A 26,761-nucleotide genomic window follows, 5' to 3' on the forward strand; every position below is an offset into this window, starting at 1 on the left:
TTTTTTGACCGCGGTAATCAGTCGAGCATGGCCACATGCTTGGGATGGCTCGCCACGCGCTGCAACCAGGCTTGCACGGCCGGGTACGGCGCTAAATCAAAACCGCCTTCGTGGGCCACATGGGTGTAGGCATACAGCGCGATGTCGGCAATCGAATACCGCTCGCCCACCAGGTACGGCGTGGTTTGCAACTGGCGCTCCATCACCCTCAATGCCTTGTAACCGCCCTTGTGGGTGGTCTTGTATTCCTCAAGGCGATCCTCGGGCATGTTCAGGTAAAACTGAATAAACCGCGCGACCGCGATATACGGCTCGTGGCTGTATTGCTCGAAGAACTGCCACTGCAACACTTGCGTGCGCAAACGCGGCTCGGTCGGCAGGAACTCGCTGCCATCGGCCAGGAAGTTGAGAATCGCGTTTGACTCCCACAAGCACGTGCCGTCTTCCAGTTCCAGCACCGGGATTTTGCCATTGGGGTTCTTGGCCAGGAACTCGGGAGTTTCGGTGCCGCCGTTGAGAATGTCGACATCCACCCACTGGTACGGGATACCCAGCAGGTTGAGCATCAATTTGATCTTGTAGCAGTTGCCCGACTTGTAATCGCCATAAACCTTGTACATGGGGCTCCCCTTATGCCGCTTGCGCGTGCTGTGCGTGACGGACCACCGCGGCCAGGCGCTTGAGACCTTCGTCCAGGCGGGCCGGGTCGATATGGCTGAAATTGAGGCGCAACGAGCCCAGATGTTGGTCCGGCTCGGCAAAGAACGGTTCACCGGGCATGAACGCGACGTTCTGCTCCAGCGCTTGGGCCAATAAGGTGCGGGTGTCCAGCGGCTGTTTCAAGGTCAGCCAGAAGAATAATCCGCCCTGGGGCACTTGCCAGTCGGCCAGCTCGCCGAAATGACGCTCAAGCGCGACCTGGAATGCATCGCGGCGCTGGCGGTAAAAACGGCGCAGTTCCACCAGGTGTTGCTGGTATTTTTCGCTGCCAATCCATTGCATCGCCTGCCATTGGCCGACACGGTTGGTGTGCAGGTCCGCCGATTGCTTGAGCTTGAGCAGGTGCGGGAACAGGTCCGGGCTGGCGATCAGGTAACCCACGCGCAGGCCAGGCAACAAGGTCTTGGACACGGTACCGGTGTAGATCCAGCTGGCCTTTTTCAAGCGACCGGCGATGGGTTTGGCGCTGCCGCCATCAAAAGTAAGCTCGCGGTAGGGTTCGTCTTCGATCAGCGTCACGCCGAACTCATCAAGCAAGGCTGCGACGGCCTCACGCTTGGCCTCGCTGTAGCGCACCGCCGACGGATTCTGGAACGTGGGAATCAGATAGATGAACGCCGGGCGATGGCGTTCGAGGTTGGCGCGCAGCGCGGCGAGGTTCGGTCCATCGGCTTCCAACTGGACCGTGAGGCACTCGGCACCGAACAGTTGGAAAATCTGCAAGGCCGCCAGGTAGGTCGGGCCTTCCAGCAGGATCTGCGTGCCTTTGTCGATATACAACTTGGCCGCCAAATCCAGGGTCTGCTGGGAACCGCTGACCACCAACACCTGGCTGGCCTCGCACGGCAAGCCCAGTGCCCGCGCCTCAGCGGCAAGCAATTCACGCAATTGCGGCTCGCCTTCGCTCATGCCGTATTGGCCAATGTTCAGCGGCATGTCATCCCAGTTCAGCGCAGGCAGCATGGCTTCGGCCGGCAGGCCTCCGGCGAAGGACATCACCTCGGGACGCTGGGCCGCCGCGAGGATTTCACGGATCAAGGAGCTTTTGAGGCGCGTAACACGTTCAGAGAAGGCCATGGAGGTCACCGCTAGCGAAGGCTGTGGGAAATACGTCAAACTGGTTGACCGAAATTACGACAGCTTGAGTGGATACGTCAACATGCTTGACCTTAAAAACCAGAGCAGCCAGCAACAGGCAATGGAAGCGTTCTTCTTCGGCTACCAGGCGTTTACCGCCAAGGCTGACGAGATGCTTGAACGCCGAGGCCTGAGTCGGGTGCACCAGCGCATCGTGTTTTTTATCGCGCGTTACCCGGCGCTGAGCGTTAAGGAGTTGCTGGAATTGCTCGGGGTCAGCAAGCAGGCGCTGAACATGCCGCTGCGCCAATTGCAGGAAATGCATCTGGTGGACAGCGTGGCGTCCGAAGCCGACAAGCGCAAACGCCTGCTGCAACTGACCGAAGAAGGCCTGCGTTTCGAGCAGTCGCTGCGCCGTGAACAGGTGAAGCTGTTGCAGCGCGCGTTCAGTGAAGCCGGAGAAGAAGCAGTGATGGGCTGGCTGGCGGTCAATCAGGCACTGAGTGCCGGGAATTAGCCTTTCATCCCCTTTCGCACACTTAATCGAAAACATTATTTGCTTTCTTTGTATACAAAAGCATAATTCGCTTCGTGCGAGTTCCTGACCTATTGGTCAACAAAACCCGCCAGTACCTCAAAGCGCTGTTGCCCACTCATGTGACCGGCGCTGGAAATAACAATAAAACTCTTGAGGAGTACTCGCTGTGGATAGCCGCAAATCCGAAGCACCAACGCTGGATCTCTCCCCCTCGCAGGGTGGCTGGCTGGAACGCCTGTTCAAACTGCGCCTGCATGGCACCACAGTGAAGACCGAGCTGATCGCCGGCCTCACCACCTTTATCACCATGGCCTACATCATCTTCGTCAATCCCAACATCATGGCCGACGCCGGCATCGATCACGGCGCGGCGTTCGTCGCCACCTGCATCGCCGCCGCGCTGGGTTGCCTATTGATGGGCCTGTACGCCAACTGGCCGGTGGGCCTGGCGCCGGGCATGGGTCTGAATGCGTTTTTCACCTACACCGTGGTCGGCACCATGGGCTACCACTGGGAAACCGCGCTGGGTGCGGTGTTCATTTCCGGAGTGCTGTTCATGGGCCTTACGCTGTCGCGGGTGCGTGAATGGTTGCTCAACAGCATTCCGGTAAGCCTGCGCCATGCCATGGGCGCGGGGGTCGGTTTATTCCTCGGGGTGATCGGCCTGAAAACCGCCGGCATCATCGTCGACAGCCCGGCCACGCTGATCAAACTCGGCTCACTGCATGAACCGGCACCCCTGCTGGCAGCCGTGTGCTTTCTGCTGATTGCGATCCTCAGCTACCACCGTGTGTTCGGCGCGATCCTCATCAGCATCATCGCTGTGACGCTGGCCGGTTGGGGCCTGGGCCTGGTGCACTACAACGGCATCCTCTCCACGCCGCCAAGCCTGGCGCCGACATGGATGGCGATGGACGTAAAAGGTGTATTCAATATCAGCATGATCAGCGTGGTATTTGCGTTTCTTTTTGTGCACATGTTCGATACCGCCGGTACACTCATGGGCGTTGCACAGCGCGCCGGGCTGGTGAATGCCGATGGCAAGATCGATAACCTGTCCCGCGCGTTGAAGGCCGACAGTGCTTCCAGCGTGTTTGGCGCCATGGTCGGCGTGCCGCCGGTGACCAGCTACGTGGAAAGCGCCGCCGGTGTCGCTGCAGGTGGTCGCACCGGCCTTACCGCCGTGACCGTGGGCATTCTGTTTGTGGCGGCGATGTTTTTTGCCCCGCTGGCCGGCATGATTCCGGCCTACGCCACCGCCGGCGCGTTGATCTACGTGGCGATGCTGATGATGGCAAGCATGGCCCACATCAATTGGGATGAGGCCACCGACAGCATTCCGGCGATCGTCACGGCGATCATGATGCCGTTGACCTTCTCGGTCGCCGACGGCATCGCGCTGGGTTTTATCACCTACGTGGCGCTCAAGGCCGGCACCGGCAAGTACCGCGAGATTTCCGTGAGCCTGTGGGTGCTGTGCGTGATCTTTATCGCCAAGTTCGTCTTTCTATAACAAAAGGAGCAAGCAATGAGTCTGGAAACCTGGCTGCTGTTCAGCGGCGCTGCACTGGTGGTGATCCTGATCCCGGGGCCGCTGTCGTTGCTGATGATCAGCAACAGCCTGAACTACGGACTGCGCCGCTCGTACCCGGCGTTTCTCGGCGGGGTGATCGCCTCGATCTGCCTGCTGAGCGCGTCGGCCCTGGGCCTCGGCGCATTGCTGCTCGCTTCCGAACAACTGTTCAGCGCGCTGAAAATCGTCGGCGCGTTGTACCTGTTCTACCTCGCCTGGCAAAGCTGGCAACAGTCGCGGCAACCAGCCAAGGGTGCAACCGTGCCGCAGGCTGCGCCAGTGCCACGCTTTCGCGCACTGTTCGGCCGCGCCTTTGTGCTGGGCGCCAGCAACCCGAAAGACATCCTGTTTTTTGCCGCGTTCCTGCCGCAGTTTCTCAGCACTGAGCAGGCGTTCCTGCCGCAATTGCTGATCATGATCGCCACCTGGGCCGCCCTCGACCTGTTGTGCAAGTTGGCGTACGGCCTGGGTGCCCACGGCGCTGCACGGTATCTGCGCAGCGGTGCCGGCCAGAGCTGGTTCAACCGCGTCAGCGCCGCACTGTTTTCAGGCGCTGGCGTCTTGTCGCTGATCCACGTCAGGACCGGCTCACTTTGACGAAATAGACGCTCGCAGGGACCGTGCCCGTAGTAGGCCATTGAATGCCTGCCACAATCCGAACCAGGCGATTGTGTTCCATCGCCTGCTTGACCTGCGCAAGTGGTGCCAACGTTGGATGACTGCTGGGCCGTGAATTGGTTGACGTTGATCGACAACGAAGGCCAGGTCATAAGCCGCAACGCGCGGTATCTTCTTCAAGGAAAACACCCGCCTATGCAGCGCAAACACCCATGAGGCGCTAGATAGTTAAACGAAAAAAAGCCCGCAGTGTGCGCGGGCGAAACCAACGAAGAGCTTTGGGGGTGTGAAGCGAGGTGACGGCTCAGCTACCGCGATAGGTGGAGTAGCTGTAAGGCGAAATCAGCAGGGGCACGTGGTAGTGATCCTGTTCGGCACTGATGCCGAAACGCAGTACGACGACATCAAGGAAGGCCGGCTCCGGCAATTGCACGCCACGGGCACGGTAGTAATCGCCGGCGCTGAATTGCAGCTGGTACACGCCGCTGCGGTAGGCGTCGCCTTGCAGCAGCGGCGCGTCGCAACGGCCGTCGCTGTTGGTCAGGGCGCTGGCGACCAACTCAAGCTGTGCGCCTTCGACGCGGTACAGTTCAACCTGGATGGCGCTGCCGGGGCAGCCGTGGGCGGCGTCCAGTACGTGTGTGGTCAGTCGTCCCATGGAACGGGGCTCCCTTGAGTGGAGTGAAGATAGGCCGCACCTTTGCAGGGCATGCAAAAGCCGGCGACGGGCTGATTAAGACACTTTTAATAAAAATTGTACACAATAAAAATCACAAAAATTTACTGACGGTTGCGATGGAAGATTCTTGCGCTGGATTCTCAGTAAGCCTTGCTTTTAAACGACCTTTCATCCTTTTATTGACCCATCAGGCAAGTTTCTTGCAGTACAAGCCCGTGGCAACCGTCTGGAAAAAATGCAGAAATACAGGCTTACAAAGTGACTATCAAGTTGTATACAATCAGTCCATCGCTGTGACGCCACCCAGTCTTTTCACTGCCCGGCCGCCACATGACTGACCACGAACAAGAAGGAAGACTGCAGTGAGCGCTGACTATCCACGCGACCTGATCGGTTACGGCAGTAACCCTCCTCACCCCCACTGGCCGGGCAAGGCACGCATCGCGCTGTCTTTCGTACTCAATTACGAAGAAGGCGGTGAGCGCAATATCTTGCACGGCGACAAAGAGTCCGAAGCCTTCCTCTCGGAAATGGTCTCGGCCCAACCGCTGCAAGGCGCGCGCAACATGAGCATGGAGTCGCTGTACGAATACGGCAGCCGTGCCGGCGTGTGGCGCATCCTCAAGCTGTTCAAAGAATTTGATATCCCGCTGACCATCTTCGCCGTGGCCATGGCCGCCCAGCGCCACCCGGACGTGATCCGCGCCATGGTCGAGGCCGGGCATGAGATCTGCAGTCACGGCTACCGCTGGATCGACTATCAGTACATGGACGAGGCCCAGGAGCGCGAGCACATGCTCGAAGCCATCCGCATCCTCACTGAACTGACCGGCGAACGCCCACTGGGCTGGTACACCGGTCGCACCGGCCCCAATACGCGCCGACTGGTGATGGAAGAAGGCGGTTTCCTGTACGACTGCGACACCTACGACGACGACCTGCCCTACTGGGAACCGAACAACCCCACCGGCAAGCCGCACCTGGTCATTCCCTACACCCTGGACACCAACGACATGCGCTTCACCCAGGTGCAGGGTTTCAACAAGGGCGATGACTTTTTCGAGTACTTGAAGGATGCGTTCGACGTGCTGTACGCCGAGGGTGCCGAGGCACCGAAGATGTTGTCCATCGGCCTGCATTGCCGCTTGATCGGCCGCCCGGCGCGCCTGGCTGCGTTGAAGCGCTTTATCGAATACGCCAAGGGCCATGAACACGTGTGGTTCACCCGCCGCGTCGATATTGCCCGCCACTGGCATGAAACCCACCCGTACACGGGAGCGGCCAAATGACTGCGTTCCAGACCCTGAAGCCATCGGCCCTGAGTCGCGATGAGTTTGTCGCCGCCTTCGCCGATATCTACGAACACTCGCCATGGGTGGCCGAAAGGGCCTACGACCTGGGCCAGGACCCGTCGATCGACCAGATCGAAGCCCTGCACCAGCGCATGAGCGACATCCTGTTGAGCGCTGATCACGCCTCGCAACTGGCGCTGATCAATGCTCACCCGGACCTGGCCGGCAAAGCTGCCGTCCAGGGCCAACTGACCCAAGCCAGCACCGATGAGCAAGCTGGCGCGGGGATTCACCAATGCACGGCCGAAGAGTTCTCGCGCTTCACCGAGCTGAACGATGCCTATAAGGCCAAGTTCAAGTTTCCCTTCATCATGGCGGTAAAAGGCAGCAACCGGCATCAGATCCTGGCCGCGTTCGAGACGCGCATTCACAACTCGGCAGACGCCGAATTCAAATGCGCCCTGGCCGAGATCAACAAGATCGCGTTGTTCCGTTTATTGACCCTCTAAACGACCATCCCCAGCCACTCTATCCAAGGCAGACAAGAAGAATGAAAGCTTACGCCGTACCTTTCGAAAAGTTCGTCAACCTGGCCGACGCCCGCCTGGGCACCAAGATCATCTCGGTCACCGATGACTGGTTCGCTGACGCCAACCGCCTGTTCCAGCCGACCCCGGCCGTGTGGAAGGAGGGCGTTTTCGATGACAACGGCAAGTGGATGGACGGCTGGGAATCACGCCGCAAGCGCTTCGAAGGCTACGACAGCGCGGTGATTCGCCTGGGCGTACCGGGCTCGATCAAAGGCGTGGACATCGACACTTCATTCTTCACCGGCAACTTCCCGCCGTCGGCCTCCCTGGAAGCCTGCTTCCTGGCCTCGGGCGAGCCGGATGACAACACCCAGTGGACCGAAGTGCTGTCGGCCGTAGAGCTGCAAGGCAACAGCCACCACTATCACGAAATCAGCAACGACCAGGCGTTCAGCCACCTGCGTTTCAACATCTACCCGGATGGCGGCGTCGCACGTCTGCGTGTGTACGGGGTGCCGTTCCGCGACTGGTCTTCGGTGGGCGACAACGAACAGGTCGACCTGGCTGCCGCACTGAACGGCGGTCGTGCCCTGGCCTGCTCCGACGAACACTTCGGCCGCATGAGCAACATCCTCAACCCAGGCCGTGGCATCAACATGGGCGACGGCTGGGAAACCGCCCGTCGTCGTACACCGGGCAATGACTGGGTGATCGTCGCGTTGGGCCACCCAGGCGAGATCGAGAAAATCATCGTCGACACCCTGCACTTCAAGGGCAACTACCCGGACACCTGCTCGATCCAGGGCGCTTTCGTCAAAGGCGGCACCGACAGCCAGATCGAAACCCAATCGCTGTTCTGGCGCGAACTGCTGCCGGCGCAGAAGCTGGAAATGCACGCTGAACACAGCTTCGCCGAGCAGATCAAGGCGCTGGGGCCGATTACCCACATCCGCCTGAACGTGTTCCCGGATGGCGGTGTGAGCCGCCTGCGTGTTCTAGGCAAAGTGTCGAAATAAGCGGTGATGCCATCGCAGGCAAGCCAGCTCCCACATTTGAATGTATTCGCAAATCAAAATGTGGGAGCGGGCTTGCCCGCGATAGCAATAGACCAAACAACACAGCATTTGGATAAGAAGACAGCCATGCGCACACTGATGATCGAACCCCTGACCAAAGAAGCCTTCGCCCCCTTCGGAGACGTTATCGAAACCGACGGCAGCGACCACTTCATGATCAACAACGGGTCGACCATGCGCTTTCACAAACTGGCCACGGTCGAAACCGCGAAGCCGGAAGACCACGCCATCATCAGCATCTTCCGCGCCGATGCGCAGGACATGCCGCTGACCGTGTGCATGCTGGAGAGACACCCGCTGGGCAGCCAGGCTTTCATACCGCTGCTCGGCAACCCCTTTCTGATCGTGGTCGCGCCACTTGGCGATGAACCTGTATCGGGCTTGGTCCGCGCCTTCGTTACCAACGGCAGGCAGGGCATTAATTACCATCGCGGCGTCTGGCACCACCCGGTGCTGACGATCGAAAAGCGGGATGACTTCCTGGTGGTTGATCGCAGTGGCACAGGCAATAACTGCGATGAGCATTTTTTCAAAGAGGATGAGCGGTTGATCCTCGCCCCCCACCAATAAGAGAAGGCCGGATCACCCGACAACAAGGGTGACAGGCGAGAGGTAAAGACTGTGGAAGCACATCTGTTGGAATGGCTGAACCTTAGCGTGCGCTGGGTTCACATGATCACTGGCGTCGCGTGGATCGGCGCTTCTTTCTACTTTGTCTGGCTGGAAAACAACCTCAATCGCGTCAACCCCAAGAGCGGCCTGGCCGGTGACTTGTGGGCGATCCACGGTGGCGGTATCTACCACCTGGAAAAATACAAACTGGCCCCGCCAACCATGCCGGACAACCTGCACTGGTTCAAATGGGAAGCCTATTTCACCTGGATGTCGGGTGTCGCGCTGCTGTGCGTGGTGTTCTACCTCAACCCGACGCTGTACCTGCTCGCCCCCGGCAGCAGCCTCAGCGGCACCGAAGGCGTGTTGCTGGGCATCGGCTCACTGTTCGCCGGCTGGTTCATCTACTCCTTCCTCTGCGACTCGGCCTTGGGCAAACGCCCTGCCCTGCTCGGGTTCATCCTGTTTGTGCTGTTGATTGCGGCAGCCTACGGCTTCAGCAAAGTGTTCAGCGGCCGTGGCGCCTACCTGCACGTCGGTGCGGTGATCGGCACCATCATGGTGGGCAACGTGTTCCGCATTATCATGCCGGCGCAGCGCGCCCTGGTGGCGGCCATCGCCGAGAACCGCACGCCGGACCCGGCCCTGCCGGCCAAGGGCTTGCTGCGTTCACGCCACAACAACTACTTCACCTTGCCGGTGCTGTTCATCATGATCAGCAACCACTTCCCGAGCACCTACGGCAGCCAATACAACTGGCTGATCCTGGCCGGTATCGCGGTGGCGGCAGTGTTGGTACGGCACTACTTCAATACTCGGCATAACAGCCAGAAGTACGCATGGACCTTGCCGGTGGGCGCGTTGGCGATGATCAGCCTGGCGTACGTCACCGGGCCAAAACCGGCCGAACCGATTGCCAAGGCTCCGGCGGCGATCGAGTACCAGCCATTGCCTGAAACGGCGTTGGGCGGTGGTTTGAAACCCGCCGCACCCGCAGCTCCCGCCGCCGAACCTGCACCGGCACAAGCCTCTACGGACTTCGGACAGGTGCACAGCGTGATCGAGCAACGCTGCACCGTGTGCCACTCGGCCAAGCCGACCAGCCCACTGTTCAGCACCGCGCCGGCCGGCGTGATGTTTGATACGCCAGCGCAGATCCAGCAGCAAGCGGCACGCATTCAAGCGCAGGCCGTAGCGAGCCAGATCATGCCGCTGGGCAACATCACCCAGATGACCCAGCAGGAGCGCGATTTGATCGGCACCTGGATCAACCAGGGGGCCCGTACCAACTAATAGCCTGTGCAAATCCAATGTGGGAGGGGGCTTGCCCCCGATGGCGGCGTGTCATTCAAAACATCAGTGACTGAACAACTGCAATCGGGGGCAAGCCCCCTCCCACATTTGGCCCTACTGCGTTTTGAAGATTGCGTTCCACACAACACAACAATAAAAAGATCCGAGGTGTTGCATGACCGAGTTAGTCGAACCGCAGATTCCTGCCGCGCCTGCCATGGAGCGGCTGCCCCTCTTGCAACTGATTCTGGTAGGCCTGCAACACGTCTTGCTGATGTACGGCGGCGCGGTCGCCGTGCCCCTCATCATTGGCCAGGCCGCCGGCCTGAGCCGTGAAGAAATCGCGTTCCTGATCAATGCCGACCTGCTCGTCGCCGGCATCGCCACCATGGTCCAGTCGTTCGGCATCGGCCCGGTGGGCATCCGCATGCCGGTGATGATGGGCGCCAGTTTCGCCGCCGTCGGCAGCATGGTTGCCATGGCCGGCATGCCGGGTATCGGCCTGCAGGGGATCTTCGGCGCGACCATCGCCGCGGGGTTCTTCGGCATGATCATCGCGCCGTTCATGTCCAAGGTGGTGCGCTTCTTTCCGCCGTTGGTCACCGGCACCGTGATTACCGCCATCGGCCTGTCGCTGTTCCCCGTGGCCGTGAACTGGGCCGGCGGCGGCAGCGCGGCAGCCACCTTCGGCTCGCCGATTTACCTGGCGATTGCGGCGCTGGTACTGGGCACCATCTTGTTGATCAACCGCTTCATGCGCGGTTTCTGGGTGAACATTTCGGTGTTGATCGGCATGGGCCTGGGCTACGGTCTGTGTGGCGTCATCGGCATGGTCGACCTCAGCGGCCTGGCCCAGGCACCATGGGTGCAGGTGGTGACGCCGCTGCACTTCGGCATGCCCAAGTTCGAGTTGGCGCCAATCCTGTCGATGTGCCTGGTGGTGGTGATTATCTTCGTGGAATCCACCGGGATGTTCCTCGCCCTGGGCAAGATCACCGGCCAGGAAGTGTCGCCCAGGATGCTGCGTCGCGGCTTGCTGTGTGATGCCGGTGCGTCGTTCTTCGCCGGCTTTTTCAACACCTTCACCCACTCCTCGTTTGCACAGAACATCGGCCTGGTGCAGATGACCGGCGTGCGCTGCCGCTCGGTGACGATCATGGCGGGCGCGTTCCTGATTGTGCTCAGCCTGCTGCCCAAGGCCGCGTACCTGGTGGCGTCGATTCCACCGGCAGTACTCGGCGGGGCGGCGATTGCGATGTTCGGCATGGTCGCGGCCACCGGCATCAAGATCCTCCAGGAGGCGGATATCGCCGACCGTCGCAATCAGTTGCTGGTGGCCGTCAGCATCGGCATGGGCCTGATCCCCGTGGTGCGCCCGGAGTTCTTCGCGCAACTGCCATTGTGGATGAGCCCGATAACCCACAGTGGCATCGCCATGGCCACCCTCAGCGCCTTGTCGCTGAATATCCTGTTCAACATCCTCGGCGGTTCAGAACGCCCCGCCGTCGACCCCGCCCACACCTGACAAGTGCTCCATTGTTGTCCTGTGCGCGCTGTAACGGCGCACTTGAGCCAAGACGTGAGAGCCAGTATTCTCCGCGCCCGCTTGAATTGACGGTTGTTTAGCGCCTTGGCGCGGCTCTTGCTATGACCATAAAGCTGACCATTCAGACCACTTTCAGCGATCCAAAAGGCGCCGCACTAGAGCGCCTGCGTAGAAGAAAAACCAAAAAATCTTAACTCGGGAGCAACCGAATGAAACCTATGTTCAAAGGCCTGATGCTGGCAGGATCCCTGCTGGCGGGTGGCCAGGCCGTGGCCGGTGACTTGTTGCAGTGGCAGAACAACAGCCTGACGTACCTGTGGGGCAAGAGCTTTACCGTCAACCCGCAGATCCAGCAAACCGTCACGTTCGAACACGCCGATGCGTGGAAGTACGGCGACAATTTTGTATTCGTCGACCGCATCTTCTACAACGGCAAGGAAGACGGCAACGTCGGCCCAAGCACCTACTACGGCGAGATCAGCCCACGGTTGTCATTCGGCAAGATCCTCGACAAAGACCTGTCCTTCGGCCCGATCAAGGATGTGCTGCTGGCCTTCACTTACGAGTTCGGCGAAGGCGATAACGAATCGTACCTGCTCGGCCCGGCGTTCGATTTGAACATCCCTGGTTTCGACTACTTCCAGCTGAACTTCTACCAGCGCCAGACCGAAGGCAATCGCCCGGGTGATGGCGTTTGGCAGATCACCCCGGTGTGGTCGTACACCCTGCCGGTGGGTAACTCCGACATCCTGATCGATGGCTTTATGGATTGGGTGGTGGACAACGACAAGAACGCCCGTGGCACCTACCACGCCAACCTGCACTTCAACCCACAGGTTAAATACGACCTGGGCAAGGCGCTGCATTGGGGCGACAAGCAATTGTATGTAGGTTTTGAATACGACTATTGGAAGAACAAGTACGGGATCGAAGATTCTGGGGCGTTCAAGACGAATCAGGACACAGCGAGCTTCCTGGTCAAGTATCACTTCTAACCGACACTAAAAAATTAGTGGGGGGGCTTGCCCCCTCCCACATTTAGATTGATTCAAGTCCCAGGAACCGGCTGATTTCTTCGCGCTTGGCCAGCGCATCTTTCCTACCCAACTCAATCAACTCGCTGCAATACCCCGCCTCGAACAGCAGGTAACTCAACACCCCTGCCCCGCTCGTCTTGGTCGCCCCCGGCCCCCTCAGAAACAGACGCAACGCCGCCGGCAATTCCTGGCGATGCCGCGCAGCAATTTCATCGATCGGCTGGCTCGGCGCAATCACCAGCACCTCTACCGCCGCCAACCCAGGCGCGGCATGACTGAACTGATTCAAGCGCTCCAGCAACTCGATGTCGCTTTCCAGGCTGTCAATGAACGTACTGTTGAGCATATGCCCGCCGATCTGGGCCAGGGTCGGTTCCTGGCCGGTGAAGCTGCGCTGCACCGCCGGTTCATTACCCCGTGGGTTGCCGCTGACGCCCACCACCAGCACGCGGCTGGCGCCCAGATGCAGGGCCGGGCTGATCGGTGCTGATTGGCGCACTGCGCCGTCGCCGAAATACTCCTGGTCGAGTTTCACCGGGGCAAACAATAACGGGATCGCCGAACTGGCCAGCAAGTGCTCTACCGTGAGCGCGGTGGGTACGCCAATGCGGCGGTGACGCAGCCAGGCATTGATGGTGCCGCCGCCCTGATAGAAGGTCACCGCTTGCCCAGACTCATAGCCGAACGCCGTGACCGCAACCGCATGCAGATGTTTGTTCCGGATCGCCTCGTCGATACCCGCCAGATGCAGCTTGTCCTGCAGCAGATCACGCAGTGGCGAACTGTTGAGCAGCGCTACCGGAAATTGCCGCCCCAGACCCAGCAGGCTGTGGATCAGGAAGCGACTCGCCTGACGGATCACACCGGGCCAATCGCTGCGCAATACCAGATGGCTGCGAAAGCCCTGCCAGAATGCTGTAAGGCGCTGGACGGCTGCCGTGAAATCCATCGCCCCACTGGCCAGGCTCACCGCATTGATCGCCCCCGCCGACGTGCCGACGATCACCGGAAACGGGTTGGGTGCCCCCGGTGGCAGCAATTCGGCAATCGCCGCCAACACCCCCACCTGATACGCCGCTCGCGCCCCGCCGCCGGAAAGAATCAAGCCTGTTACCGGTTCAGCTGGGCGCATCGCATCACTCCGTGTCGGGGAAAAATCTGTCTTATCGGCGGCGTTTTTCGTACAGCTTGGGTTCGCCCGGCGGCCGGCTCTTGAAGCGGCGATGGGTCCACAGGTATTGCTCGGGGCATTCGCGTACAGAGGCTTCGACCCACTGGTTGATGCGCAGACAGTCCACCTCATCGCTTTCGCCAGGGAAGTCGGTCAACGGCGGGTGGATCACCAGGCGGTAACCGCTGCCATCCGCCAGGCGTTCCTGGGTGAACGGCACCACCAGCGCCTTGCCCAGACGGGCGAACTTGCTGGTGGCGGTGACGGTGGCGGCCTGGATGCCGAACAGCGGCACGAAGATGCTTTGCTTGGCGCCGTAGTCCTGGTCCGGTGCGTACCAGATGGCGCGGCCGGCGCGCAGCAGCTTGAGCATGCCGCGCACGTCTTCGCGCTCAATGGCCAGGGAATCGAGGTTGTGGCGCTCGCGGCCACGGCGCTGGATAAAGTCGAACAGCGGGTTGCCGTGCTCGCGGTACATCCCATCGATGGTGTGCTTCTGGCCCAACAGTGCCGCGCCGATTTCCAGGGTGGTGAAGTGCAGGGCCATGAGGATCACGCCCTTGCCATCCAACTGGGCCTGCTTGAGGTGTTCAAGGCCTTCGACGTGGGCCAGGCGCGACAGACGCTGGCGCGACCACCACCAGCTCATGGCCATCTCAAAGAAGGCGATGCCGGTGGAGGCAAAGTTTTCCTTGAGCAACTGCTTACGCTCTTCGGCGGTTTTTTCCGGGAAGCACAGTTCCAGGTTTCGTGCGGCGATGCGGCGACGTTCGCCAGCCACACGGTACATGCCCGCACCCAACAACCGACCAATGGCCAGCAGGGCGCGGTACGGCAATTGGGTGACCAGCCACAGCAGGCCGAGCCCAAGCCATAACAGCCAGAAACGCGGGTGAAAAAATGCAGCTCGAAAACGCGGGCGATCCATTACAGATTCCGGTAAAGACAGGGCCGCGCATTCTACAACGGTTCGACCCGGCTTGCGGCCAGTGGATGTTCTCGTTATAAGTCTCGACACTTTTCGTGACAAGCCGCTTTATGCCGACCATGAGCCAAACCGAACCGCTAGACCAAGATCCCGTGTTCCAGCTGAAAGGCAGCATGCTCGCCATCACCGTGCTGGAACTCGCCCGCAACGACCTCGACGCCCTGGACCGCCAGCTCGCCGCCAAGGTCGCCCTGGCGCCCAATTTCTTCAACAACGCCCCGCTGGTGCTGGCCCTGGACAAACTGCCTGCCGGCCAGGGCGCGGTCGATCTGCCCGGCCTGATGCGCGTGTGCCGCTCCCACGGCCTGCGTACGCTGGCCATTCGTGCCAGCCGTATCGAAGACATTGCCGCAGCCATCGCCATTGAACTGCCAGTACTGCCACCGTCCGGCGCACGCGAGCGTCCGCTCGAACCATTGGTCGGTGAAGAGAAGAAAAAACCGGAAAAACCACCAGAGCCGACGATCAAGCCTACAAAGATCATCACCTCGCCCGTACGCGGTGGGCAGCAAATTTACGCAGAGGGAAGCGACCTGGTAGTGATCTCCTCGGTCAGTCCCGGCGCGGAACTTCTGGCTGATGGCAATATCCATGTATACGGCCCGATGCGCGGACGTGCCCTCGCCGGCATCAAGGGCGATACCAAGGCCCGTATTTTTTGCCAGCAATTGACCGCTGAGCTAGTGTCCATCGCGGGTCGGTACAAGGTTTCCGAAGATTTGCGCCGTGATCCGCTGTGGGGGGCCGGGGTGCAGGTCAGCCTTTCGGGCGACGTGTTGAACATCATCCGTCTTTAACGGATACTGCCGCATTTTCCAAGCATCTCTAGACTCTGATAGCACAGCGAAACCGGCAAGACTTGCGTAGGAATAATTGGAAGTTGGCGTTTCCCCATGGAAACCACATCTTTTTCCTACAATGGCTGTCCGCCTGCGGCGAGTTCCAAGAGATGTTTTTCAGGGACTGAAAAGTCCTTTTTCCTTAGGGGTGAAACACCTTGGCCAAGATTCTCGTGGTTACATCCGGCAAGGGTGGTGTGGGTAAGACCACCACCAGCGCCGCTATCGGTACCGGTCTCGCTCTGCGCGGCCACAAGACAGTCATCGTCGACTTCGACGTCGGTTTGCGTAACCTCGACCTGATCATGGGCTGCGAACGCCGCGTGGTGTATGACTTCGTCAACGTGGTGAACGGCGAAGCCAACCTGCAACAGGCCCTGATCAAGGACAAGCGCCTTGAGAACCTGTACGTGCTGGCCGCCAGCCAGACCCGTGACAAAGATGCGTTGACCAAGGAAGGCGTAGGCAAAGTCCTCGCTGAACTGAAGGAAACCTTCGAATACGTGGTGTGCGACTCCCCGGCCGGTATAGAAACCGGTGCTCACCTGGCGATGTACTTCGCCGATGAAGCGATCGTGGTGACCAACCCGGAAGTGTCCTCCGTGCGTGACTCGGACCGCATGCTCGGCCTGCTGGCCAGCAAGTCCCAACGCGCCGAAAAAGGCGAAGACCCGATCAAGGAGCACCTGCTGCTCACCCGTTACAACCCTGAGCGCGTCAGCAATGGCGAAATGCTTGGCGTTGAAGACGTCAAGGACATCCTCGCGGTCACCCTGCTGGGCGTGATCCCGGAATCCCAAGCAGTCCTGAAGGCTTCCAACCAGGGCGTGCCGGTGATTCTTGACGACCAGAGCGACGCCGGCCAGGCGTACAGCGATGCGGTTGATCGCTTGCTGGGCAAGTCCGTGGAACATCGCTTCCTCGATGTAAAGAAGAAGGGATTCTTCGAGCGTATCTTTGGAGGCAACTAAACAATGAAATTTCTCGACTTCTTTCGCGCCAACAAAAAGCCAAGCACCGCGTCGGTCGCGAAAGAGCGTCTACAGATCATCGTGGCGCACGAACGCGGCCAACGCAGCACCCCGGACTACCTGCCCGCCTTGCAGAAGGAACTGGTCGAGGTGATCCGCAAGTACGTCAATATCGGCAACGATGACGTGCATGTCGCTCTGGAAAATGACGGCAGCTGCTCGATTCTGGAACTCAATATCACCCTGCCTGATCGTTGATCGAACAGGCGGCCGCCACGGCGGCTCGATCACCTTGATCCCCTTGCGGGAACCGGGTGGTCGAGCCGCCGTTGGCGTTTGTTGCGAGGCTGTTTAATGCCGCTGTCCAATATCCATATCCTGCATCAGGACGACGCTGTCCTGGTGGTGAACAAGCCGACCCTGCTGCTCTCGGTGCCTGGCCGCGCCGACGACAACAAGGATTGCCTGATCACCCGCCTGCAGGAAAACGGCTACCCCGAAGCCCGCATCGTCCATCGACTGGACTGGGAAACCTCGGGGATCATCCTGCTGGCCCGGGACGCCGATAGCCATCGCGAACTGTCCCGTCAGTTTCACGACCGCGAAACCGAAAAAGCCTACACCGCGTTGGCCTGGGGCCAGCCGGAACTGGACAGCGGCAGCATCGACCTGCCCCTGCGCTACGACCCACCGACCAAGCCCCGCCATGTGGTGGACCATGAGTTCGGCAAGCATGCGCTGACCTTCTGGAAAGTGCTGGAGCGCTGTGGGGACTGGTGCCGCGTGGAGCTGACGCCGATCACCGGGCGCTCGCATCAGCTGCGTGTGCATATGCTGTCCATTGGGCATCCGCTGCTCGGCGACGGGCTGTATGCCCATGAGCAGGCCCTGGCTGCCTGGCCGCGCTTGTGTCTGCACGCGAGCATGCTGAGCTTCACTCACCCGCAAAGCGGTGAGCGCTTGCGCTTTGAGTGCCCTGCCCCCTTTTAAGCTGTGAACACAGTCAAATGTGGGAGGGGACTTGCCCCCGATTGCGGTGTAGCAGCTGCCGAGCGCAAGCGAGGCTGCGTTGGGAGCCCCGCAGATCGTGGGGTGTCAATACGTCCGCTACGCAGCCTCGCTTGCGCTCGGCAGCTGCTACGGATTACCGCTATCGGGGGGCAAGCCCCCTCCCACATTTGTTCTGTGCACTTCTGGCCATCGGACGGTAAACTCCGCGCACTGCTGTCTGGAGCTATTTATGCGCGAAGCGTTGAATCAAGGCCTGATCGACTTCCTCAAGGCCTCCCCTACTCCTTTTCATGCCACTGCCGCCCTGGCCCAGCGCCTGGAAGCGGCCGGTTACCAGCGTCTCGACGAGCGCGAAACCTGGACCACCGAAGCCAACGGTCGCTATTACGTGACCCGCAATGACTCCTCGATTATCGCCTTCAAGCTCGGCCGCCACTCGCCGCTGCAGGGCGGGATTCGCCTGGTCGGCGCCCATACCGACAGCCCGTGCCTGCGGGTCAAGCCCCAGCCCGAGCTGCAACGCCAGGGTTTCTGGCAATTAGGTGTGGAAGTCTACGGTGGCGCCTTGCTGGCCCCGTGGTTCGACCGTGACCTGTCCCTGGCCGGCCGCGTGACGTTCCGCCGCGACGGCAAGGTCGAAAGCCAGCTGATCGACTTCAAACTGCCCATCGCCATCATCCCCAACCTGGCCATTCACCTGAACCGTGAAGCCAACCAGGGCTGGGCGATCAATGCCCAGAACGAACTGCCGCCGATCCTCGCGCAATTTGCCGGTGACGAGCGCGTGGACTTCCGTGCCGTGCTCACCGAGCAACTGGCACGCGAGCATGGGTTGAACGCCGACGTGGTGCTCGACTACGAGCTGAGCTTCTACGATACCCAGAGTGCGGCCGTGATTGGCCTTAATGGCGACTTTATCGCCGGCGCGCGCCTGGACAACCTGCTGTCCTGCTACGCCGGCCTGCAAGCCTTGCTCACCAGCGAAAGCGACGAAACCTGCGTGCTGGTGTGCAACGACCACGAAGAAGTCGGTTCCTGCTCGGCCTGCGGCGCCGATGGCCCGATGCTGGAACAGACCCTGCGCCGCCTGCTGCCCGAAGGTGATGAGTTCGTACGCACCATTCAGAAATCTCTGTTGGTGTCTGCGGACAACGCCCACGGCGTGCACCCGAACTACGCCGACAAGCACGACGCCAACCACGGTCCCAAGCTCAACGCCGGCCCGGTGATCAAGGTCAACAGCAACCAGCGCTACGCCACCAACAGCGAAACCGCCGGGTTCTTCCGCCATCTGTGCATGGCCGAGGAAGTGCCGGTACAGAGCTTTGTCGTGCGCAGCGACATGGGTTGCGGCTCGACCATCGGCCAGATCACCGCCAGCCACCTGGGCGTGCGCACCGTGGACATCGGCCTGCCGACGTTTGCCATGCATTCCATTCGTGAACTGTGCGGCAGCCATGACCTGGCGCATCTGGTGAAGGTATTGGGCGCGTTCTACGCCAGCCACGACTTGCCCTGATCCAAAGGCTGAATACAGTCAAAAATGTGGGAGGGGGCAAGCCCCCTCCCACATTTGGTTTTGCGTACACCTGATCTATATCACCTGCACTTCCCGCAATCCGACCTAGACTTGTCAGTATTCCCACTCCGACAAGGCCGTCGCCCCATGATCTCCATGTCTTCCTTCCACGCCATGCTTATCCCTATCCTGATCGGCATGATCATGCTCGCGGTCGGCTTCAATTTTCGCGACAAACCCCTCGGCGTGTTCGGCATGTGGATCGGTATGCTGCTGATCCTGGGCACTGTGGTGTACAAGATCCTCGCCAAACTGGCCGAATGACCCGTGCACTCGTACACTCGCTCAACCCGTCGTTTCCAAGGTTGAACGCCTCGTGTTTTCCCGTCTGTTTGCTCTGCCCTGCTACCTGCTGATCGCCCTGCTCACCCTGCTGCCCCTGGCGTCTGCCCAGGCGGTCGGCCTGCCCGGCCTGCTGGGCAGCACCAACAAGTCACAACCCCAGGCAGAAGTGCCCCTCGGCCAATCGCTGGACGAGGTGATCAAGACCCTGGAAAACGACCAGCAACGCACCCAACTGCTCAGCGACCTGAAAAAGCTGCGTGCCGCCACGCAAAAAGCCCAGCCGGCCGCCGAACAAGGCGTGCTTGGGCTGATCGGCAACACGCTGTCGACCCTTGAGCAACAGTTTTCCGGTAACGACAGCCCGCTGGGCCGCTGGTCCAATGAGATCGACCTGGCCAAGGACGAGCTCGATGCGCTGATGCTGCCGGCCAGCGAATGGCTGCCGATCATCTTTGGTTTCGCGCTGATTCTGGCGGTGTGGAGCCTGCTGGCCTATGCGTTGATATGGCTCAGCCACCGCATCCGCGAACGGTTCGGCCTGCCTGAAGAGTTGCCGCAGCACCCACGAACCTGGGACATGGTGCGCTTTGCCCTGCGCAAACTCGGGCCGTGGCTGATCGCGCTGGTGATCACCGTGTACATGAGCTACGCGCTGCCCTCGTCCCTGGGCAAGTCCCTGGCGATGGTACTGGCTTATGCGTTGGTGGTCGGCACCTGTTTCTCGGCCATCTGCGTGATCGCCTTCTCGCTACTCGACGGCCCGCACCGCCATCGCGCGCTATACATCCTGCGGCACCAGGCCTTTCGTCCGCTGTGGTGGATCGGCAGCTTCGCCGCCTTTGGCGAAGCCCTGAGCGACCCGCGCCTGGTAACGGCCCTCGGCCAACACCTGTCGCACACCGCCGCAACCGTCGCCAATGTGATGGCGGCGCTGTCCACCGGCGTGTTTATCCTGCGTTTTCGCCGGCCGATCGCCCACCTGATCCGCAACCAGCCGCTGTCACGCCGCCTCACACGGCGCGCGCTCAGTGACACCATCGAGATCATCGGCTCGTTCTGGTACATCCCGGCCCTGCTGCTGGTGGGTATTTCCCTGTTTGCCACGTTCGTCTCTGCCGGCGACACCAGCACCGCCCTGCGTCAATCGCTGCTGTGCACGGTATTGCTGGTGTTGTGCATGGTGATCAACGGCCTGGTGCGTCGCCATGCCCTCAAGCCGCAACGCGGGCACAAGCGCCATGCGCTGTACTCCGAGCGCCTGAAAAGCTTCATCTACACCCTGGCTCACCTGGTGGTGTGGCTGGTGTTTATCGAACTGGGCCTGCGGGTCTGGGGCTTGTCGCTGATTGGCTTTACCGAAGGCGACGGTCATGAAATCGCGGTCAAACTGTTCGGCCTGGCAGGCACGCTGCTGTTTGCCTGGTTGATCTGGATCCTCAGCGACACGGCAATTCACCACGCCCTCACCCGCTCGCGCAAAGGCCTGGCCAATGCGCGGGCGCAGACCATGATGCCGTTGATCCGCAACGTGCTGTTCGTGACGATTTTCATCATCGCCGCCATCGTCGCCCTGGCGAACATGGGCATGAACGTCACGCCGCTGCTGGCCGGTGCCGGTGTAATCGGCCTGGCCATCGGTTTTGGTGCGCAGTCGCTGGTGGCGGATTTGATCACCGGCCTGTTCATCATCATCGAAGACTCCCTGGCAATCGATGACTACGTGGACGTGGGCGGCCACCTCGGCACCGTCGAGGGCCTGACTATCCGCACCGTGCGCCTGCGCGACATCGACGGGATTGTGCACACGATTCCGTTCAGCGAGATCAAGAGCATCAAGAACTACTCGCGGGAGTTCGGCTACGCGATCTTCCGCGTGGCGATCCCGTACAACATGGACATTGATAACGCGATCAAGCTGATCCGCGATGTCGGCCAGAAAATGCGCAACGACCCGCTGCAGCGCCGCAACATCTGGTCGCCGCTGGAGATTCAGGGCGTGGAAAGTTTTGAGTCAGGCAGCGCGATCCTGCGGGCACGATTCAAAACGGCGCCGATCAAACAGTGGGAAGTGTCGCGGGCGTTCAACCTGTCGCTGAAACGGCATCTGGACGAAGCGGGGTTGGACTTGGCCACACCGCGCTTGAGTGTGCAGGTGGTCACGGGGGCGTCGGGTGGGCTGGAGAAAGAGAAGGAAGCTTGAAGGCATCGCACCCACCGTTGCCAAGCGGGCTTGTTGTGGTGAGCGGGCTTGCCCTAATGCCAGTCAGTTAAGGACGAACACCGTACCTGTGGCGAGGGAGCTTGCTCCCGCTGGGGCGCGAAGCGGCCCCAAAAATGGGACTGCTGCGCAGTCCAACGGGAGCAAGCTCCCTCGCCACAGGTTACTTTTTGCCCTTTTATCTCTTAACTGACCGGCATTAGGGCTTGCCCGCTCACCACAACAAGCGAGCTCGCCACATAAAGCCTGATTACCTCAGGCCAGTGCCGCGCCATCCATCTTCTGGCGCAGGCTCAACGGGCGCATATCGGTCCAGGTTTCTTCGATGTAGGCCAGGCACTCTTTCTTCAGGCCGCTCTTGCCTACGGTGCGCCAGCCTTCCGGCACGGCCTTGTAGTCGGGCCAGATGGAATACTGTTCTTCATGGTTGACCACTACCTGAAACAGGATGTCGTCGCGGTCAAATACTGAGGTCATTGCTGTTCTCCATCGCAAAAAAAACTGGCTGCGCACCACGCGCAGCACTGATATCTGTAGAAACGTACCAAACCGTCGAAAAATTAGAGGCTGGCCACAGCGGCGGCCAGGGCGCGCCCGAAGATCTCGGCCACACGGTCGACTTCTGCGGCGGTGATCACCAGCGGCGGCAGGAAGCGCACTACGCTGCCATGACGGCCGCCCAGTTCCAGGATCAGTCCGCGCTTGAGGCACTCGCGCTGTACCAGCGGCGCCAATTGGCGGTGCACCGGTGGGTGGCCCTGGATGTCGAGGGTACCGTCCGGGTCCACCAACTCCACGCCGAGCATCAGCCCGCGGCCGCGAATATCGCCCAACTGCGGGAAGTCCCGTTGCAGGATGCGCAGGTGTTCGCCGAGGCGCTCGCCCATCGCTGCCGCATGGCCGGGCAGATCGTGATCCTTGAGGTAGCGCATCACCGCCGAACCCGCCGCCATCGCCATCTGATTGCCACGGAACGTACCGGCATGGGCGCCAGGCAGCCAGGTGTCGAGCCAATCGCGGTACACCACCACCGCCAGCGGCAAGCTGCCGCCGATGGCCTTGGACATCACCACCACGTCCGGAATGATGCCGGCGTGTTCAAAGGCGAACATCTTGCCGGTGCGCCCAAAACCGCTCTGGATTTCATCGACGATCAACGCCACGCCCGCCTGCTCGGTGATCCGCCGCAGGCCGCGCAGCCAGTCGAGGTCGGCCGGGATGACGCCGCCCTCACCCTGCACCACTTCAACAATCACCGCTGCGGGCAGCAATACCCCGGCTTCCGGGTCGTTGAGCAGGTTTTCCAGGTAATGCAGATTGACCTGCACACCTTGCGCACCGCCCAGGCCGAACGGGCAGCGGTAGTCATAGGGGAATGGCAGAAACTGCACGCCATTGCCCAGCAACGCACCCAAGGGTTTCTTCGGCCCCAGGCTGCCCATCAGGCTCAAGGCGCCTTGGCTCATGCCGTGATAGCCACCCTGGAACGACAGCACGGTGCTGCGCCCGGTGGCGGTACGTACCAGTTTCAGCGCAGCTTCCACCGCGTCGGTGCCGGTAGGGCCACAGAACTGAATCTTGGCTTCCCGCGCCAGCTCGGCCGGTAACAGGCCAAACAGATCCTGTACGAATTGATCCTTGACCGGTGTCGTCAGGTCGAGGGTGTGCAACGGCAGTTCGTCACTCAGCACTTGCTGGATGGCTTCGATCACTACCGGGTGGTTATGCCCCAGCGCCAGCGTGCCGGCGCCGGCCAGGCAGTCGATGAACTGGCGGCCTTCCACGTCTTCCACATAAATACCCTTGGCACGCTTGAGCGCCAGGGGAATGCGCCGGGGGTAACTGCGGGCGTTGGACTCCTGCTGGCGTTGACGGGCCAACAGCGGTGTTTCATCGAACTGGTAGAGCGTTTCCGCAGGCGCCGGGCTGCCATGCACCGGGGCGCTTTCGATACGGCTGGTAGCGACTGACATCTCTCTGTCCCTCAATACGCTGATGATGGTGACCAAACTGCCAATCCGTTGGCGTCTGGCCCAAGGGCATGCGCACGGATTTCCTGTTCTGGAAACGCATCAGCGGCTGAGGGATTTAGGGCTATTGATCGTTAGCGGATGCAGTTGAACGGTACTCGGCGTCAAAGTCCCCGGTATTTTTCGTTCAGGGCATACAGGATCGCGCACGTCTCGGCATCCAATACGCCCCGGTGATCTCGCGGCCTGAAGTGCATCTGGAACGCCCGCGTGCGCTGTGCAAACGCCTGTCGGTTCTGCGCCGGCTTATACCCATACCGCTCAAACGCCCGCTCGACCTCTACCTCCGGCGGCAGCCCCACACCAAACCGACGCTGGTACATCGCCCGCGTCGCCTCATCAAACCAGGCGCCAACCCCGGCGTCGTACAAGCATCGCCAAGGCAACCGGGGCCCTGGATCACTCTTGCGCCAATACGCCACGTCCGAATGCCCGAGAATATCCGCCGGACCGATCTGCGGGTAACGCCCGAGGATGTCGCGCACCAGTGCAATCAACACCGAAACCTGCTCCTGGGCGTACGCAGGAAAGGTAAACACCCCCGCGTCATCCCGCGCCAGGTTGACGATCTCGATACCAATCGAACGGCTATTGAGGTTATCCCGCCCAGCCCATTGGCTCGCCCCGGCATGCCACGCACGCTTGGTTTCATCCACCAGGCGAAACGCGCGCAGTTCGTCATACCCGGCAGCGCGGTAGCCGGGCTCATCGGGATCAGGCAGAAGATAGTGGGCGCTGACCCCGTCCTGGGTCAGGGTTCGCAGGGAGGACGCGAACGGCGCGGCGGTGTAATGCAGGATCAGTTGTCCCACAGGCTCGCCGTTGCGGTCGTTGAAGTGCCTGGCTGGGAAACTGGTGTCGATGACCAACATAAGAACCATCCTTTTCAATACAGGCCGAGTCATTCGGCCCGTTCAAGCGCAAAAAAATTAGCGCCATCCTGAAGACTTGAACGTCAGGAGGGTGGTAATTATTTGGCACTTGAAAGGACGGCGTTCAGCGTCGCAGCGGCATGCCCAACTCGACACGCAGGCCATCGGCCTGGCTGTCGAATGTCAGTGAACAGGAGCAGCGCTGCACAATCGCTTGCACGATCGCCAGGCCCAGGCCGCAGCCTTCGCTGTTGCCATTGCGCCAGAAGCGCTGGGTCAGGTATTGCAGGTCTTCACTGGAAATCTGCTTGCCATAGTCGCGCACGCGGAACACCACTTGATCTGGGGCGGTGAACACACTCAGCTCTACCCGCGTGTCCGCCGGCGTATGGCGCAAGGCGTTGTCGAGCAGGTTGCGCAGGGCGGCAACCGCCAGGCCCACGGGCATTTCCACCGGGGCAGCGGACAGGTTGTGCGGCAGGATCAGATCGATGCGCGAATTATCGCCAGCATTGGCATCCTGGATCGCCAGCCGTGCGACTTCTTCGGCGCTGGACTGCAGGCCATCGTCAAACGACAGGCTGCCTTCCACCCGGGCCAACAGCAGCAACTGCTCCAGGGTACGGTGCAAGCGGTCGGCGCCCTCCTCGGCGTGGGCCAGGGACTGGTCGCGCGCCGCGCCTTCGGTCATGCGCGCCACTTGCAGGTGGGTCTTGATCGCCGTCAGCGGGCTGCGCAGTTCGTGGGCGGCATCGCCGGTGAGACGGCGTTCACGCTCGATGGTCTTGGCGATGCGTTGCAACAGTTGGTTCTGGGTGTCCAGCAGCGGTTTGAGTTCGCTGGGCAGCGGGTGGATCTGCAGCGGTTCGAGGGAATCGGCACTGCGCCGCATCAGCGCGTCGCGCATGCGGTTGAGCGGCAGCAGGCTCTGGCCGATGCCCAGCCACAGCAGGCACAGGCAACCGAGCATGGCCACGCCCACCGGCACCGACGCCGCCAGCAGGATCGACAGGTTCAGGGCCTCGCGCTCAACCTGGCGGTCGGCGGTGGTAATGAGCAGGTCGCCACGGGACAGGGTAAAGCTGCGCCAACCCACGCCGTCGATCATCTGGTCGCGAAAACCGCTGCGTTGCGACTCCAGGCCCTGATCCGGGGTGGTGTGGCTGCGCGCCAGGATTTCGCCGCGCAAGGAACTGACCTGGCAGGCCATGCCGCCCGGCACGTGCAGTTGCTCGGCACTGAAATGCGCTCCGCCGCTGACACTGGCCAGGCCCGGCATCTGCTCGGTGAGCCCCGCCACCATGCGTGCCGACGCCACCAGGCGCTGGTCGAGGGAGAACATCATCTGGTTGCGCAGGTCGTTGAGCATCCAGGCCGCTGCCAGGGCCCAGATCAGCACGAATGCGGCGCCGAGCTTGAAAGTCAGGCGCAGGCGCAGGCTTTTCACGAAGCGTTCTCGCCGTCATCCGCCGGGCCCAGGCGATAGCCCAGGCCGCGCACGGTCTCGACAATGCCATTGCCCAATTTGCGCCGCAGGTGGTGGATATGCACGTTGAGGGCGTTGCTCTCCAGCTCATCGTTGAAGCCGTAAACGCTGTCCTTGAGCTGCTCGCTGGACAGCACGCGGCCCTTGTTGTGCAGCAGCGCCTGCAGCAGCGCTTGTTCACGCCGGGACAGATCCACCGGCTGGCCGCCCAACAGGGTTTCGCGGCTGCTGGGGTCATAGGTCAACCGGCCGTGTTCGATCAGGTTGACACTGCGCCCCGCCATCCGGCGCAGCAGGGTTTGCAGGCGGGCAGCCAGTTCGCGCAGGTCAAAGGGTTTGAGCAGGTAGTCATCGGCGCCGGCTTGCAGGCCGTCGACGCGGTTGGTCACCGAATCCCGCGCAGTGAGGATCAGCACCGGAATCTCCAGGCCCTGGCTGCGCAGTTGCTGCAACAGCTTGAGGCCGTCTTCGTCGGGCAGGCCGAGGTCGAGCACCATGATGTCGAAGGTCGCCGCCTTGAGCATCGCCCGCGCAGCCGCCGCCGTGGCCACGCGCTCAACCGTAAAGCCCTGGGCGGTGAGGCCGGCCACGATGCCGCTGGCAATCAGTTCGTCGTCTTCACAGACCAGTACGTGCATGGTGAACCCTTCATGAAAGATGGGGGGATTAAAGGTGCAGCGGATTAAGCGCAGATTATGCCGTGAAAAGAGTCACGCTCAG

The 26,761-nt window shown here is 61.0% G+C and carries 28 protein-coding genes; 18 read left to right on the forward strand and 10 right to left on the reverse strand.

All coding sequences use genetic code 11. The features are described 5' to 3' along the window. Positions 1-17 precede the first annotated feature (17 nt). Positions 18-620: a glutathione S-transferase family protein gene (locus tag AB3G88_RS19155; RefSeq protein ID WP_099586364.1), complete on the reverse strand. Its 603-nt coding sequence runs from the start codon at positions 618-620 to the stop codon at positions 18-20. 10 nt (positions 621-630) lie between these two features. Continuing rightward, the gene (locus tag AB3G88_RS19160) at positions 631-1,797 is read right to left on the reverse strand and encodes an aminotransferase-like domain-containing protein (RefSeq protein ID WP_191959186.1); all 1,167 of its coding nucleotides are present in this window, start codon (positions 1,795-1,797) and stop codon (positions 631-633) included. Positions 1,798-1,879: 82 nt separating this feature from the next. Here AB3G88_RS19160 and AB3G88_RS19165 point away from each other — a divergent pair, with 82 nt between their 5' ends. The 3 genes from AB3G88_RS19165 to AB3G88_RS19175 all read left to right on the forward strand — a co-directional run bounded on the left by AB3G88_RS19165 (position 1,880) and on the right by AB3G88_RS19175 (position 4,505). Beyond that, a complete protein-coding gene (locus tag AB3G88_RS19165) occupies positions 1,880-2,314 on the forward strand; it encodes a MarR family winged helix-turn-helix transcriptional regulator (RefSeq protein ID WP_099586399.1) in 435 nt (144 codons plus the stop codon). A 187-nt stretch (positions 2,315-2,501) separates the two neighbouring features. Further along, positions 2,502-3,848: an NCS2 family permease gene (locus AB3G88_RS19170; RefSeq protein ID WP_158876843.1), complete on the forward strand. Its 1,347-nt coding sequence runs from the start codon at positions 2,502-2,504 to the stop codon at positions 3,846-3,848. Between the two features lie 15 nt (positions 3,849-3,863). After that, entirely contained in the window at positions 3,864-4,505 is a 642-nt protein-coding gene (locus tag AB3G88_RS19175) for a LysE family translocator (protein ID WP_480451219.1), read from the forward strand. A 325-nt stretch (positions 4,506-4,830) separates the two neighbouring features. Here the strand turns inward: AB3G88_RS19175 and uraH are convergent, their stop codons facing one another. Further along, positions 4,831-5,184 (reverse strand): hydroxyisourate hydrolase, encoded by a 354-nt coding sequence (gene uraH, locus AB3G88_RS19180; RefSeq protein ID WP_158876845.1) that lies wholly within the window; start codon positions 5,182-5,184, stop codon positions 4,831-4,833. A gap of 14 nt (positions 5,185-5,198) precedes the next feature. Between uraH and AB3G88_RS19185 the strand changes: the two genes are divergently transcribed. From AB3G88_RS19185 to AB3G88_RS19220, 8 genes are all read left to right on the forward strand, one after another. Continuing rightward, positions 5,199-5,543, forward strand: coding sequence for a hypothetical protein (locus AB3G88_RS19185; RefSeq protein ID WP_480451221.1), 345 nt, complete (start codon positions 5,199-5,201; stop codon positions 5,541-5,543). A gap of 24 nt (positions 5,544-5,567) precedes the next feature. After that, the gene (gene puuE, locus AB3G88_RS19190; protein WP_032888005.1) at positions 5,568-6,494 is read left to right on the forward strand and encodes an allantoinase PuuE; all 927 of its coding nucleotides are present in this window, start codon (positions 5,568-5,570) and stop codon (positions 6,492-6,494) included. Beyond that, positions 6,491-7,006, forward strand: coding sequence for a 2-oxo-4-hydroxy-4-carboxy-5-ureidoimidazoline decarboxylase (gene uraD / locus AB3G88_RS19195; protein ID WP_099586370.1), 516 nt, complete (start codon positions 6,491-6,493; stop codon positions 7,004-7,006). The genes puuE and uraD overlap by 4 nt, the downstream gene beginning before the upstream one ends. A 41-nt stretch (positions 7,007-7,047) precedes the next feature. Beyond that, on the forward strand, positions 7,048-8,043 hold the full coding sequence (alc, locus tag AB3G88_RS19200) for an allantoicase (RefSeq protein WP_112196343.1): 996 nt from the start codon (positions 7,048-7,050) through the stop codon (positions 8,041-8,043). A 126-nt stretch (positions 8,044-8,169) separates the two neighbouring features. Further along, positions 8,170-8,673: an ureidoglycolate lyase gene (locus AB3G88_RS19205; RefSeq protein ID WP_003192823.1), complete on the forward strand. Its 504-nt coding sequence runs from the start codon at positions 8,170-8,172 to the stop codon at positions 8,671-8,673. Between the two features lie 51 nt (positions 8,674-8,724). Further along, positions 8,725-10,008: a urate hydroxylase PuuD gene (locus AB3G88_RS19210; protein ID WP_099586373.1), complete on the forward strand. Its 1,284-nt coding sequence runs from the start codon at positions 8,725-8,727 to the stop codon at positions 10,006-10,008. 175 nt (positions 10,009-10,183) lie between these two features. Then, positions 10,184-11,533 carry a nucleobase:cation symporter-2 family protein gene (locus AB3G88_RS19215; RefSeq protein WP_099586374.1) on the forward strand — a complete coding sequence of 450 codons (1,350 nt, stop codon included), beginning with the start codon at positions 10,184-10,186 and terminating at the stop codon, positions 11,531-11,533. Positions 11,534-11,763: 230 nt separating this feature from the next. Beyond that, positions 11,764-12,549: an outer membrane protein OmpK gene (locus tag AB3G88_RS19220; protein WP_480451224.1), complete on the forward strand. Its 786-nt coding sequence runs from the start codon at positions 11,764-11,766 to the stop codon at positions 12,547-12,549. A gap of 43 nt (positions 12,550-12,592) precedes the next feature. Here AB3G88_RS19220 and AB3G88_RS19225 read toward each other — a convergent pair whose 3' ends face one another. Together AB3G88_RS19225 and AB3G88_RS19230 are read right to left on the reverse strand one after the other, a co-directional pair. Next, positions 12,593-13,723: a patatin-like phospholipase family protein gene (locus tag AB3G88_RS19225; RefSeq protein WP_099586376.1), complete on the reverse strand. Its 1,131-nt coding sequence runs from the start codon at positions 13,721-13,723 to the stop codon at positions 12,593-12,595. A 31-nt stretch (positions 13,724-13,754) separates the two neighbouring features. Then, complete coding sequence (locus AB3G88_RS19230; RefSeq protein WP_112196346.1) at positions 13,755-14,690, reverse strand: lipid A biosynthesis lauroyl acyltransferase; 936 nt, start codon at positions 14,688-14,690, stop codon at positions 13,755-13,757. Between the two features lie 119 nt (positions 14,691-14,809). Here AB3G88_RS19230 and minC point away from each other — a divergent pair, with 119 nt between their 5' ends. The 7 genes from minC to AB3G88_RS19265 all read left to right on the forward strand — a co-directional run bounded on the left by minC (position 14,810) and on the right by AB3G88_RS19265 (position 21,635). Beyond that, positions 14,810-15,547 (forward strand): septum site-determining protein MinC, encoded by a 738-nt coding sequence (gene minC, locus AB3G88_RS19235; RefSeq protein ID WP_099586400.1) that lies wholly within the window; start codon positions 14,810-14,812, stop codon positions 15,545-15,547. A 200-nt stretch (positions 15,548-15,747) separates the two neighbouring features. Further along, positions 15,748-16,560, forward strand: a complete 813-nt coding sequence (gene minD / locus AB3G88_RS19240) for a septum site-determining protein MinD (protein WP_092486440.1) — start codon at positions 15,748-15,750, stop codon at positions 16,558-16,560. A gap of 3 nt (positions 16,561-16,563) precedes the next feature. Continuing rightward, positions 16,564-16,818, forward strand: coding sequence for a cell division topological specificity factor MinE (minE, locus tag AB3G88_RS19245; RefSeq protein ID WP_003175252.1), 255 nt, complete (start codon positions 16,564-16,566; stop codon positions 16,816-16,818). A 96-nt stretch (positions 16,819-16,914) separates the two neighbouring features. Next, positions 16,915-17,550: an RluA family pseudouridine synthase gene (locus AB3G88_RS19250; protein WP_057721392.1), complete on the forward strand. Its 636-nt coding sequence runs from the start codon at positions 16,915-16,917 to the stop codon at positions 17,548-17,550. A gap of 250 nt (positions 17,551-17,800) precedes the next feature. Beyond that, complete coding sequence (locus tag AB3G88_RS19255) at positions 17,801-19,090, forward strand: M18 family aminopeptidase (protein WP_480451227.1); 1,290 nt, start codon at positions 17,801-17,803, stop codon at positions 19,088-19,090. A 147-nt stretch (positions 19,091-19,237) separates the two neighbouring features. Next, on the forward strand, positions 19,238-19,414 hold the full coding sequence (locus tag AB3G88_RS19260; RefSeq protein ID WP_010208820.1) for a hypothetical protein: 177 nt from the start codon (positions 19,238-19,240) through the stop codon (positions 19,412-19,414). A gap of 52 nt (positions 19,415-19,466) precedes the next feature. After that, positions 19,467-21,635 (forward strand): mechanosensitive ion channel family protein, encoded by a 2,169-nt coding sequence (locus AB3G88_RS19265; protein ID WP_099586380.1) that lies wholly within the window; start codon positions 19,467-19,469, stop codon positions 21,633-21,635. 273 nt (positions 21,636-21,908) lie between these two features. Here AB3G88_RS19265 and AB3G88_RS19270 read toward each other — a convergent pair whose 3' ends face one another. The 5 genes from AB3G88_RS19270 to AB3G88_RS19290 form a co-directional block, all read right to left on the reverse strand. Continuing rightward, complete coding sequence (locus tag AB3G88_RS19270) at positions 21,909-22,130, reverse strand: MbtH family protein (RefSeq protein WP_017527671.1); 222 nt, start codon at positions 22,128-22,130, stop codon at positions 21,909-21,911. A gap of 83 nt (positions 22,131-22,213) precedes the next feature. Further along, positions 22,214-23,626, reverse strand: a complete 1,413-nt coding sequence (locus AB3G88_RS19275) for an aspartate aminotransferase family protein (RefSeq protein ID WP_480451229.1) — start codon at positions 23,624-23,626, stop codon at positions 22,214-22,216. 161 nt (positions 23,627-23,787) lie between these two features. Further along, a complete protein-coding gene (locus AB3G88_RS19280) occupies positions 23,788-24,555 on the reverse strand; it encodes an N-acetylmuramoyl-L-alanine amidase (protein ID WP_158876851.1) in 768 nt (255 codons plus the stop codon). Positions 24,556-24,679: 124 nt separating this feature from the next. Continuing rightward, positions 24,680-26,002, reverse strand: coding sequence for an ATP-binding protein (locus AB3G88_RS19285; RefSeq protein ID WP_099586383.1), 1,323 nt, complete (start codon positions 26,000-26,002; stop codon positions 24,680-24,682). Then, a complete protein-coding gene (locus AB3G88_RS19290; protein ID WP_099586384.1) occupies positions 25,999-26,679 on the reverse strand; it encodes a response regulator in 681 nt (226 codons plus the stop codon). The genes AB3G88_RS19285 and AB3G88_RS19290 overlap by 4 nt, the downstream gene beginning before the upstream one ends. Positions 26,680-26,761 lie beyond the last annotated feature (82 nt).

The sequence above is a fragment of the Pseudomonas arvensis genome, from assembly GCF_056688935.1.